Consider the following 12,807-nt stretch of genomic DNA (forward strand, 5'->3'; position numbering starts at 1 on the left):
TTTTACTTTTTTAACTAAAACTTAAACCATAGCGTTCCCGATACTGGTCCGCCTTCATTTTTATTTTTTTGACTTTGTGGCCCCATCTTATCTGCCGCTTTAAACTTTGTTCCTATTGCACTTATGCCTTGCAAAAATCCAATGTCGCCTTTCGGAAACGGTGGCTCTACATTGTTGTTTTTTAATGGGGCTTTCTCTCTTGCAGGATGATAAACTTGTAAAAACATATTTTTATCGTCTGTAAATACAGTAAAATTTGATTCTTTGTTTTCTATAACCGCCCAGTTTACCTCTGCGTGATAACCCTTAAATTCTGGATAATTCCAACTTTCTCCAGTAACGGAATTATTATAATCTTTGTGCCAAACGCCATATTTTTGCCCGCGAAGTCGGTTTTTCCAAACGCGATAAGGCCCACGTCCTAACCATTTTAACCCAGTTACCTTGTCTTCTGGGTATTTAAAAGTAATGCCCATAAAGTCTGCGTCTCCTGTTTGGGTGTAGGTATAATCTAATCTCGCAGGGCTGCCATAAACAAATGTCCACTTTACCAGCAAAGATGCCTCTCCCGAATAAACCGCTTCAACAATATATTGTTTTCCGCTTGCATAATTTTTAAAAGACTTTAATTCAGTTTTTGGACCTGCCAAAACGGGCCCATCAGATAGTGATATTTCTTTACCTCCTTTTCCAACATGCTGTATAAAACCGGTATTTTTATTGAAATTATATGTTGTTGCGCCAACACTTACCGCCAAAACGCTATCCTTTTCTGTGGCCGAGATATTTCCTGCGGAAGGGCTTTGTGACGTAAAATTCTTTCTAAGGTCTGGCGTGTTAATTCGCCAAGTCCAGGTAAACAATTCTTTGTTATCGGGATTGTAAGCTGTAACATATAAGGCATCTGCGTTCTTCCAATTTTTAGGCAAATTTAGGTTTAATTCACCCTTTTGTCCGGGTTGCAGCTCCAAAGGAAGTGGTTTACCCTGCACAAGCGTTTTAGCATCGGTAGATTTACTTCCAGAGGTTGGGAATTCTACCAACTTCCACACAAATTTACATTGGCTAAGTTTGGTAAAATCGTATCTATTTTCAACTTCTATTTTACCATCAAAGCTTTTGTCAATTGGCTTCGGGTTAATATAAATTGGTGACCAGATTTCTTTAATCGTATAAAAACTAGCTTCTTTTTCTCGGTGCGGCCCTAAAATGCCATCCGGTGCATGGTCGCCGTCACTATCGTAAGTATTGTTCTTGTCTGCACGCAGTACCGATTCATCTAAAAAAGCCCAAATAAAGCCACCCGCACCATGAGGATGTTTTACCATCATCGACCAAAAGTCGTCTAAGCCTGCACCTGCCCCACCATCATATAATCCATGTATAAACTCAGTTGGAAAAAAAACCTCTTTGCCAGTAGCTACAGCATCCACAATTGCTTGATAATCTGGATAATGATGTGTATCTGTACCATTAAATTTCTCCCATGGATGGATTACCGTTCTATCCTGTGGATCGTACCAAGCATAATCGCCATCTAAATCTCTATTCCAACCACCTTCATTGCCATTGTCCCAAAAAACAATACTCGGGTGGTTTACATCTCTCACTACAAGTTCTTTAACCAGCTTGCGCCCGACGTTAGTATCGTATTTAGACTGCCAACCTGTAAGTTCGTCTAACACATACAATCCAACTGAATCGCAAACATCTAAAAAATCTTGATCTGGCGGATAATGAGACATTCGCACCGCATTGTTGTTCATCTCTTTCATTAGGTTTGCGTCCATTAAATCTATCTTATGACTTGTTGTACGCCCACTTTCTGGCCAAAAACTGTGCCTATTTGTTCCTTTAAGGATAACTTTTTTGCCATTGATATAGAAGCCGTCTTCTTTGCGCAGCTCTACGGTGCGAAATCCAAATTTTTGCTTAACAGCATGTATCACCTTACTTCCATCTTTTAAAGAAACAACAACTTGGTATCTATTTGGAAACTCAGCGCTCCATAACCGCGGGTTATCAATTTTACTTCCAAAACGAACCGAATCTTTACCTACGTTGATAGAAAAGGGCTTGCCAAAATTCTTACCATCTAACGTTTGGATTTGAGCCTCTAGCTTTTCGCCTTTTTTTGTATTCCCGGTAAACACATCCGCTTGGAATGAACCATCTGCTTTCGCGTTTATAGCCATTCTGTCTATATAGGTGTTGGGCACAATTTCTAAATAAACCGGCCGAAAAATGCCGCCGAAAACCCAAAAATCGCTTTCTCGTTCTGCCTGATTTACAGATTTATTTGCAGACATTTTATCTACAGTAACCTCGAGTAAATTTTGTGCATTAAACTTTATTAAATCTGTAATGTCATATTTAAATCGGTAAAAAGCACCTTGGTGAATAGGCCCGGCTAACTTTCCGTTTATCGTTACCTTAGTATCCGTCATAGAGGCTTCAAAAACTATAAATACCCTTTTGCCTGTCCATTTTTGGGCGAAAAACTGATGCTTATACAAACCTTGCTCGCTTGCCTTATTCTTATCGTGACCGTAGTTAAAAGTACCAAAGCCCTGCAACTCCCAATTAGACGGTACCGGGATTTTCGTCCATTCGCCACTTTTGCGACCGCCAGTACAATAAAAATCCCAAAGCACGGTACGGTCTTTGTCGGTTCCTGAAAGATATTTTACAACAGTTTCTTGAGAAAAAGCATTGATAAAAATCAGCATAAAAAAGAATGGCAACGTAATTTTTTTTATCATCTAGATGGTTTCATAAAGCTATAAGGGTTTTCTGTTGCCATTAAACATGGCAGCTTTCCCCAACAGCTTTTTTTTAGGATTTAATGTGTCACACAAATTAAACCAAAGGTAAGCAATACGAATAAGCAATTCGTTCATATTAATTGACAATGCGTACTTAATAACGCATCAACAAAAAATAAAAAACTAAATATTTTTGACTTTAAGCTAAAGATTTACTTTACTTAAAATCTCCAAAATGTCTTGCTTTAAGTTTATCATTTAATAGCTGAATGGTGGTTGATGGACCTAAATTAACTGGAGAACTCCAAGCGCGAAGCTCCCAAACAACTTTTTTTTTGGGGGTAATTTCTACGGCCTGAACAGGTTGATTTTCTAAATCTACATTGCTATCCCATTGGTTAAACCAATTGTTCACCAGCGTATTCCCGTTATCTAATCTTACAGCCAATTGTGGGCTAGTAATTTTATAGCCGGGCAGTTCACTCAATTGGCAATTCCATACCGTTTTTTTACCATCTGGGGAAATTTCTCTAACAAAACCGTTGTTACTTGCCACCAAGATGTTTCCGTTAGTTAACTCTACTGCCGACCAAACGCCAGGTACGTCGATTGATGAAAGTTGTTTTCCGTTGGTATCATACTCCACTACTTTACCAAGATCCATGTGGGCAATTAAGAGCGTGCCTCTAGCCGTTAATCTCGCATGCCTTACTTGGCCATGCGTACCGCTTTTAAATGGTATGGTAAATTCCTTTTCTACCACGTTGGTTTTCATGTTCATTACAAACACTTTTGCAGGATTACCATTTTGAACGAAAACCACATGATTTTTTCCAAAAGGTTCGGCGGTGTGCGTTTCAAATCCTTCGGGTGCGTTATAGTTCCACAATATCTTTTTGCTCCGGCTTATTAAGGTAACACCATATTGATGGGCGAATAATACGTCCCCATTTTTCATCAAAACAGCATCACTTATTTCTCCACGTCCTACAGAATCTAAGTAAGACCAATGAACCTTGCCGTTGCGCACAATGTACATATTACGCGATTTGGCTTCTCCTGCATAGAAGAAATCGAAATGATTTAATCCATTGCCAGGCAAAACTTTAGGACTTAATTGATTTGAAGAACTGCTAACGTTTATGTTTTGAGCCATAACCATATTATAGCAGGCTATTAACAAAGACAATAATAGCAAGCGCCTTAAAAAGGCACTCCTGTCTTTTTTATCTACAATAATTCGATTCCCCTTCATTTCTGTTGTTTTTAAAATTCTTACGTTAGTTAAGCCTTTTAGCCACTTTTTCCAAAACCCAATTGCCAACATCAGCACCTTGCTTAATTCCCTGGTCTATGGCATCCATAAAATGAATACCTCCATAAAACCTAGAAATTGCTGCCTGTTTTGCCGCTTGGTTAAAGGACGAGAAAGTTGCGGGCGGAATGCCGAATGATGCCTCTATATCGTCTTTAAACTTAAAATTATCACCAAAGTAGTGCGTTAAAATAGTTGCACTGCAAACAGAAACCACAGAATGGCCACTGGTATATTCTGGAAAAGGAGGCGTTTGTAGCAAGGGTTTCCAATTTGGATTGAGAATAGCTCTGATCGCTGTTTCTGGCCTGATCCGATTGGTGGCAAATTTAGTATGCCAGCATGTAATAAAAGCATCTAACAAGCCGACAGATTCTACCGTAAAGATTTTCATGGTTTCAGAAAAACTTTTCTTATCTATTTTACAGGCAATGCCGGCAATGCCCATCCAATGTGCACCTGGAGATATTTTTTTCAATCCAATCATCATGTGCCCTTCATTCTGAACTGCAAAAGGATTACAATCCCAAAAATTGGCAATGTCTTTTTCGTTCTGTGTTAAATCTTTCCCTCCTTTTACCGCATTGGACAATAGCAATTTGTAAAATTTAGATTGTTTATTTGTAGAAAATGTAGCAGGTGCTACTGGGTTAAATTGCGCTGCAGAATCTAGGGTCAATCGTCTTATCGTTTCAAAATATGGTTCTATAGGAGGTATGTACGCCGGAGGGGTAAGTTCCCAGCTTCCGGGTTTGTGGGCGATGCTATATCTGGGGAAATTACTTATTTTGGAATATCCATCTTTTTTGGCATAAGCCAATATTTGTTTGCTGATGGTATCTGCATAAGCTATTGAAAAATTAATTTCGTCATCATTAAAGCCGCTACTTCTGCAAGAGTCGATGAACTTTTTTTCATAATCCTTGATTAAAAAACCCGAGGGCTGTAGTTTTTCTGCTGTTTTAAACATGGCTACTACCGCACTTAACGAACTGTTGTAACCTAGCATTTTTTTATCTCTGTTGATTTTGGGATAATCGTTCAAAACGCCATACATACTCTTTACTGTAGAATCATTTTGCGCCACCACTTCATAGCCCGCCAAACAGGTATAGGCATAAAAACGGGCAGCTAAAGGTGGGTTGGTAACATCGTGTATCATAACCTCGGTCATGTCCTTAATTACTTTGCTGATGTCTTCGTTGGTTAAAATGGGTATTTTATGTTTACGGCAACTATTAGTGGTAACGGCTAAACCGATCAATAAAAAGATTATAAATATCTTATACATAATTTTAATTTGCTGATTTGCTTTGATCCTTTTTTCATCAAACTAAAAATTAATATGATGAAGCATTGTAAATAAAGTAATAGGAGAGAACTGATTGTTATTGGTCACCTGTATTTACCAGTCGGCTGATACATAGCAATATCCGCCGGGGGCATTTACCGCGGCACTCATAAAAACATAAGGAAACGGACCCTGAAAATAACCTGTTTGGTAATTATTCGGGTTTCCGTTTCTCCAGCTTCTTCCCTCGCCTACGTCTATCCGAGCTTCGCCATATGATTGGACATATAACGTATAATACAAGTTACCGTAAGTGCTAACACCATCATAAAATATTGCTGTATTTATATTATTGTTATATCCATAATCAGGAGACCGAACATCTCCGCCATATGCAAATGCACCAGTTGTTGTAATTGCTACAATTGCTAAAATCATTAATAATTTTTTCATAATTTTTGTTTTACGTAAATAATTTAAAATATATAGTTGTTCTCTCCTATTCTGTTGTTAACTTGTTGATTGACAGAGCATACTTACCCTTTAGCTCTTTTAATTTCTTTTCCTTCAATATTTCTGCGCTCTCGGTTATCAGTTCCCTTTCTATTGCTTCTCTCGCAAGGTGCAAGGGCTGAGGTTCTTGTCCTTCTTCTTTTGTTTTGACAAAAACGTATCCCCGGTTATTCCATTCAAAAGGACCAATAGCCGTGTTTAGTTTAGCGGTAAATATATTTGCAACCATGTTTGCCTGATATGGGTAGTTCTTATTACTCAGCAGTACATCAGGCCGGTATGATAATAAGCCTTTTAATGCTGAAGTATCAGAAAAATTGATGGTTCCAGCCAGAAGCATTTTATCAAGATGAAAAAGGCTAGTCCCAGCCGCAATTATATCTTTGAAGGTAAACACAGAAACATGACACGTTTTGGGGGCTAAAAAGCGCTGCTGATTTACTTTATAATAATCAGAAACAGCCCGTTCAGATGGCTTTGTATTATAAAAGTTATCACGAGAATATGCATCGAGTACAAGGCGGTTTTTAAAATTCTTTCTATCTAGGATATATTGCTTGTCGTTTGTTAGCCCAAACTTAAGGCAGTCGGCGTATAGATATTTCTCTATTACTATGCCTTTCAGCGTTTCTTTCAATGCCTCTTTATTTGTAATGACTTGGTTAAAAGGGTTATTTTGATAATAATCCACAAAGTCTCTCATTAAAAGAGGCTGGTTTTTTTTATTAAAGAAATATGTCAACAGCGTATCATTCTTCATAGTTTTAGGAATATCCTGAATAAAAGGACCCTTTATCTTCTTTGAAAGTGCTTGGACTACGCTTTCATTCATCACTATCCCGGCTAGGCGGAATATAGAGTCTTGCTTTCTGTCAATAATCTGCATTTCTTTCAACCGTCGCAGATTCGAATAGATATTCTGTTTCTCAGCCACAAATGGCTGTTGCTGTTTCTTTTCGACTTTGTTGATGTACGCCACCAACATTTTGCCATTTTTGAAAGGAGCTTGGATAACATTCCCCCGAGTTGATCTGTAAATCTCATCCTTCACAGGTAAAAGTTCACCAAAAGGAAAAAAAAGTTGAGTTTTTCTATATTGAATCCGCCTTTTAGTGGCTATTTCAACGATCTTTCTAAAATCAGCTTGTGTTTCAATTGGCGCCCTGTTCTGCAAAACTACATCAAAAGAATTTTTACTGTCAAATAAGAGAAACTCCAAATGGAACAACTTATCACTCTTTTGGTAAACTGCCTTTAGTTCATCATCTGAAAAGGTTAGTTTCGGTTCTTCTATTTTATTCCAGAGGTAACCTTTATACTTACCCATCATGGTGATTGCTGCATAATTTACCCTTTTACTAATAACTGCCGCGCTGTCGTAATTTCTGCTGTATGCATCAGCTAAAAAGTACGAATCAGCAATGTATTTTTTCAGCCAAGCTATAGTATCAGGTATCTTTTGCTGCTCAATCCCCTTTTTTTGATTCTTCTCGAATTCATATCTGGTTATTTCAATTGTCCCGGTTTTTAATACTATCTCATTAACATCGCCAGGTTTATTTTTTTTAGCCTCACAGGATGCAAATAAGTAACCCGAAATCATGATCAGTATGGTTAATGTTTTGTTTTTTGCAGTCATTACTATAATTTTAAGGGCATGGTAATTTCTAAGGCATTATTAAAAATATAACTTTAATTTAGTTTATATGCTTTCATTCTCCCTTTGTCCATACTGAACAAAAGCATATTATTTACATCTATAGTTGACCGTACATCGCCCACTAGTTTAAAGCCAGACTGTTGTTGGTTTATATAGCTAAAACTCCCTTTGCCGTCGCCTTTCAGCAAAGAACCGAAACTGGCATCGTATTTCCCGAATCGTAGGTTTGCGTGGTTGGTATTTCCACAGAGCAACATATCCTCTTTACCGTCTTTATCATAATCGAAAACAGAGATGGTATAAACCGGTGCATATTGCGCCTGTTCTGGCAATGCGATGCGTTTAAATTTTCCGGTTGCAGTGCTAATAAAACAATTTGTAAGCAAATCATTTGCCCTAAGGTGTTTGGCACCCTTCATTTCTTGGGGGGTAAAAACATCGGTAATTGTTGCATTGGCGTAGCTCTTATAATCTTGAAAACGGCCTCTTAAAAAAGCAATTTGATCTAGCAATTGATCTCTACTAGCGCAAGGGTAACTTTTGTGTTCTATATATAAGCAAAGTATTGGATCTACGGAGCCATTATCATCAAAATCTTTGTAATACATTTCCGCAGGTTCTCTATCAGAAGCTTTACACTGCGAATTAGCGCCCAAGTTTCCGGCGATAATGTCTGGATGTCCGTCTCGGTTAATGTCTGCCACTTTAACACAGTTCCACCAACCAACATATTTTTTATCAAAATATGTTGTAGTTTCGTCTTTTAGTTTGCCGTTTTCGTTTATAAAAACGGTTATTGGCATCCACTCCCCAACAATTATCAAATCGAGCTTTTTATCGCCATTCATATCTGCCCAAGCGGCATCTGTAACCATACCAATATTTTTTATTGCCGGATTATATTTTTCGGTTTCATCCGTAAAAACGCCTTTGCCATTATTTATCAAAATATAGCTCTGCGGAGCTTCTGGATACCTGCCGGGTATAACCCTTCCACCTACAAATAGATCCGGATAACCGTCGCCGTTTATATCTGCAGTTCTAACACAACTTTTGCTGCTGATCATTTTTGGCAAAGCATTTTTCTGTTCTGTAAATTTTCCGTTTCCGTCGTTAATGTAGAGCCTATCTTGCAGCAAGGCATCTGCAGGATAATAATAGTTGTATCCGCCAGAGCACACATAAATATCGGGTTTACCATCGCCGTTGGCATCAAAAATTAAAGCATCTGCATCTGTACGGTTCTTAGTTGCCTCAAATGCAGGCACAGCAAGAGGCTTAAAACTTTTATCTTTTTGTTGGAGATAAATCTTTGCAACCTGGCCGTCGTGCGCACCTACATAAATATCTTCCAAACCATCGCCATTAATATCGCCTTTGGCCAACATAGTACCAGAAAACGAAATTGGGTTTACCATAAGGGGTTGTCTGTTAAAATCATTTATCTCTTCGCCGGTAAACAAGGTTTTTACAGGAGCGGGTACTTCGTTAAATAAAGGTTTTGGTTGCTTTGTTTGTTTAAAGTTGAGGGAAGCGTTGTCTTCATTTAAGGTGATGATTTGATTTGCCTTTACTTTGCTTAAAACCTGCATTTTACCACTAGGCCAAATAACTTTTAAAGAATCTATTATAGAAACGTTGGCAAGACCGAAATGCAAGACCGGCGAAACGCAAGATTGGAAACCACAGGAAGGCATCTGCTCTAAATACTGAGTTTTCGTACCTGAGTATGTAATTACCTTTGTACCTATTCCGTAGGTATTTTTCTGATTGCCTTTAAGGTTAATCTCTAAAAAATGATTTTTAGATTGTACATTGCTTTGATTTTCATACACAAAAGCGATCTGGTTTATGTTGTTGACCACTAGGTCTAAATCGCCATCGTTATCTAAATCTGCATAAGCTGCACCATTGCTGTTAGAGGGTACATTTATTCCCCATTGGGCACTTGCGTTAGAAAAGGTAGCATCGCCATTGTTCTTAAAAAAATAGTTTTTCACATCAGACGAAGGCATTTTATTCACAATTTTTAAAAGGTCTTCTTGCGTTACACTTCTATCTCGCAGATTATCTCCCATATACTTTAAAAAATCCATATTGGTATAATCTCTTGTGTAACCGTTGGTTATAAAAAGATCTTTCGTACCGTCATTGTCATAATCGGCAAAGAGTGGTGCCCAACTCCAATCTGTATTAGAAATTCCAGAAAACTGCCCAATTTCTGAAAAGGTATTGTTCCCGTTGTTTACCTGGAGCATATTGCGCATATATTGGTAATAAAAACCAACTTTGAGATTTAAGTTAAAAGCTTCGTAATTGTCTGCCCCAAACAACAGTTTTTGTCTTTTATTATCTTCTGGGAGCATATCCAACGTATAAATATCGGGCAGGTTATCGTTGTTGATATCTGCAATGTTGTTGCCCATAGAATAAAAAGAAGTGTGCCCAATTTCCTTTTGGAGTTGATCTACAAAATGTCCTTTTCCATCGTTAATGTACAGCCTATCAGGAGCACTGTAATCGTTAGATATATAGATATCCGGCCATCCGTCTCCGTTTACATCTGCAATGCCGGCAGCTAAACCAAAAGAAAAAGTGGAATTAAGGATACCTGCTTTTTTGCTTACATCTTTAAATTTCCCATTATCGTTTCGTAACAATCTAACGCCAGCCTGTTCATCTGCTTGAGCATTCATTTCTTTAACAGAAGCTTCATCTAAAATACTTAGACGATGTATGTTGTGGTTAACTAAAAGCAGATCCAAATCTCCATCTCTATCATAATCAAAGAAATAGGCCTGGGTAGAATAGGATGGAAAATCCAATCCATAGGCTGCAGTCTGGTCTTTAAACACGGGAATTCCTTGCGAATTATTGCCCATATTTATAAACAGCTGATTAACACGTTTGGCCGAATCTAACTTGCCAGAGTAACATATATAGATATCTAGCTTTCCATCGCCATTAACATCGGCCATGGTAACGCCAGTTTTCCACGGGCCTGGCCTCCCGGCCACTCCAGCTTGGGTGGTAATGTCTTCAAACTGCATCTTCCCTTTATTAAGATAGAGCTTGTTGTCGACCATATTACCCGTAAAATAAATGTCTTGTAATCCGTCTCCGTTCAAATCGCCAATGGCAACTCCAGCACCATTATAAAAATACTGGTACAGCACCACATTGGTATTTAGCCCTTCTGTTAACTTATTGTTAAAGCCTATATGCGTGTTTTCGTAACTGAGCGGCTTAAACAGTACTTTGTCTTCGCTTGTTTTAGTTTTGCTTTGCTTACATCCAAACCAACCGACAACAATTAACACAAAAAAAGCAATGCGCTGAACGAGCGACAAAATGGATGGAGATTTGTATTTCATGGATATTTGGTAGAATTAATTTGCCGCAGCGTAAGCATCAGCCAACAAGCAGTAATTTACAAAAATAATCCACACCTCGAAAATTGAGGTGCGGATTATTTGGGAGCGAATTTACAATTAGTAACCTGGGTTGTTTTGTCCCTTAAGTTTAGGGTTTGCATTTATTACATCCGCAGGAATTGGCAACCAGTTCTGATAATCGAAATACTTGTTTTGAAATCCGGCTACTATAGTGTATTTAAGCGTGCCTCCGGATGGGTCGATCAGCATTCCGTACATCGGCTTAGTTAATACAGCTTCGCCCTTAGTAGTAATTTCCCATCTTCTGATATCGTACCAACGACGGTCTTCTAAAGCAAGTTCTACACGGCGTTCTCTGCGAATATCTGTTCGCATAGCAGCTTGTGATAATCCAACTGGAAGTGCAGGTAATAAAACCCGATCCCTAACCAGTCTAACAGCTTCGTAAACACTTGCGTCAGGACCTACTGCCTCGTTTTGCGCTTCTGCATAGCTTAACAACGTTTCTGCATAGCGATAGAAAATATAGTTAGAAATATTAGGAGCTGCAAAACTTGCCTGGCCTTTGATAGATTCATCCAGCGTTTTACGGGCATAATATCCTGTATTTGAATTGTCACTTTTTGAGCCTAAATCAATCTCGTTATCGCCGCCCAACCTTGTTTTCATTATGTCTCCCTGCCAATACGATCCATCATATACGATTGATTGTTCAAACCTCGACTCTCTATGTAAATAAGGATGTTGTGGATCATAGCCAGATGCTGGATCTGTAATGGGTTTACCGTTATCCATTTCGTAATCATCCACAAGGTTTTCAGTAGGTGAAAAACCTCCCCAGGCTTGTGTACCACCGTTAACTTTAACAGGTCCCATAAAGCCTTCTCTTCTGTGCCCCTTGCCTGGCAATGCATAACCACGTGCGAGAATAGTTTCAGAATTCCAATTGTTTATTGCCAAGAACTGGTCTCTATAAGCTGTAGAATTAGTGCCAGAACCAGTAGTTGAATTAATAGCTAATGGACCTGGGCCGGTATGTGGTCCGTTTGAAGTTTTAAACAAACTGTACACATTTAAATCCATTACCGACTTTAAGGTAGCAGCAGCCTTAGCCCATTTGGCAAGGTCGTTTGTTTTATTTACTAAAGGGCTGGCAGCAAAAAGCTCCACATCTCCCTTTATCATTAGCGCGGCTCCCTTTGTAATCCGACCAACATCTTTACCACCTTGAGTAGTCGGCAAAACAGCAATTGCCGCGTCACAATCTGCTTCTATAAATGCTACGGTTTCATCAGCTGTTGCCCGAGCATAAAAGATATCACTTCCATCCAGATTAGTTAAGGGTACCGTGATTAAAGGTAATCCGCCGTAATTCCTAAATAAAATGGAGTAGCAAAAGGCCCGAAGGACCCGTACTTCAGCAACTCGCTGTACATACCAGGTAGCATCATATATACTTTTATTGGCTTCTGCTTCCTTTAAAAATACATTACACCTCCTGATGTTCTCATAATTACGCTGCCATCCCAATTGGTCGGCAGGGCCGTTAGTAGTATTGCCTGAACTGAGTGCGCCTGAACGTATCAATGCCTGCCCCTCGTGGGCGACTGCTGTACAATTATTGTTATCAGTCCAACCTTCAAGTGTACGATCTGTTCCGTTATTACCGTCAGGTAAACGGCTGTAAATATCATTTACAAAAAGTTCGGCATTCGCTTGAGTCTCGAAAGTGGTCTTGCTGGTTAAGAGGCTTGTTCCAGGCACATCCAGAAAGTTATCTTTTTTACAGGAGCCGATACTTAGTACCAGCAAACCAAGTAAAAAGATTTTTGCTATATCTTTGCTATGTTTAAATTTCATATTCTTAT

The 12,807-nt window shown here is 38.7% G+C and carries 7 protein-coding genes; all 7 read right to left on the minus strand.

The genetic code is table 11. From position 1 onward, the window contains the following. Positions 1–14: 14 nt before the first annotated feature. The 7 genes from ABIB40_RS13220 to ABIB40_RS13250 all read right to left on the minus strand — a co-directional run bounded on the left by ABIB40_RS13220 (position 15) and on the right by ABIB40_RS13250 (position 12,799). A complete protein-coding gene (locus ABIB40_RS13220) occupies positions 15–2,762 on the minus strand; it encodes a glycoside hydrolase family 2 TIM barrel-domain containing protein (RefSeq protein ID WP_354359821.1) in 2,748 nt (915 codons plus the stop codon). Positions 2,763–2,982: 220 nt separating this feature from the next. Beyond that, positions 2,983–4,020, minus strand: a complete 1,038-nt coding sequence (locus ABIB40_RS13225; RefSeq protein ID WP_354359823.1) for an NHL repeat-containing protein — start codon at positions 4,018–4,020, stop codon at positions 2,983–2,985. Between the two features lie 25 nt (positions 4,021–4,045). Next, positions 4,046–5,371 carry a vanadium-dependent haloperoxidase gene (locus tag ABIB40_RS13230; protein ID WP_354359825.1) on the minus strand — a complete coding sequence of 442 codons (1,326 nt, stop codon included), beginning with the start codon at positions 5,369–5,371 and terminating at the stop codon, positions 4,046–4,048. A gap of 114 nt (positions 5,372–5,485) precedes the next feature. Beyond that, positions 5,486–5,824, minus strand: a complete 339-nt coding sequence (locus tag ABIB40_RS13235; RefSeq protein WP_354359827.1) for a hypothetical protein — start codon at positions 5,822–5,824, stop codon at positions 5,486–5,488. Between the two features lie 46 nt (positions 5,825–5,870). Further along, positions 5,871–7,523, minus strand: coding sequence for a peptidylprolyl isomerase (locus ABIB40_RS13240; protein WP_354359829.1), 1,653 nt, complete (start codon positions 7,521–7,523; stop codon positions 5,871–5,873). A 53-nt stretch (positions 7,524–7,576) separates the two neighbouring features. Further along, complete coding sequence (locus ABIB40_RS13245) at positions 7,577–10,918, minus strand: VCBS repeat-containing protein (protein WP_354359831.1); 3,342 nt, start codon at positions 10,916–10,918, stop codon at positions 7,577–7,579. Between the two features lie 117 nt (positions 10,919–11,035). Then, the gene (locus ABIB40_RS13250) at positions 11,036–12,799 is read right to left on the minus strand and encodes a RagB/SusD family nutrient uptake outer membrane protein (protein ID WP_354359833.1); all 1,764 of its coding nucleotides are present in this window, start codon (positions 12,797–12,799) and stop codon (positions 11,036–11,038) included. Positions 12,800–12,807 lie beyond the last annotated feature (8 nt).

Source organism: Pedobacter sp. UYP30 (assembly GCF_040547165.1).
Classification (GTDB): domain Bacteria; phylum Bacteroidota; class Bacteroidia; order Sphingobacteriales; family Sphingobacteriaceae; genus Pedobacter.

Coding starts and splice junctions, on each gene's coding strand:
- ABIB40_RS13220 (WP_354359821.1), bottom strand. CDS start 2,762: ATGATAAAAAAAATTACGTTGCCATTCTTTTTTATGCTGATTTTTATC.
- ABIB40_RS13230 (WP_354359825.1), bottom strand. CDS start 5,371: ATGTATAAGATATTTATAATCTTTTTATTGATCGGTTTAGCCGTTACC.
- ABIB40_RS13245 (WP_354359831.1), bottom strand. CDS start 10,918: ATGAAATACAAATCTCCATCCATTTTGTCGCTCGTTCAGCGCATTGCT.
- ABIB40_RS13225 (WP_354359823.1), bottom strand. CDS start 4,020: ATGAAGGGGAATCGAATTATTGTAGATAAAAAAGACAGGAGTGCCTTT.
- ABIB40_RS13240 (WP_354359829.1), bottom strand. CDS start 7,523: ATGACTGCAAAAAACAAAACATTAACCATACTGATCATGATTTCGGGT.
- ABIB40_RS13250 (WP_354359833.1), bottom strand. CDS start 12,799: ATGAAATTTAAACATAGCAAAGATATAGCAAAAATCTTTTTACTTGGT.
- ABIB40_RS13235 (WP_354359827.1), bottom strand. CDS start 5,824: ATGAAAAAATTATTAATGATTTTAGCAATTGTAGCAATTACAACAACT.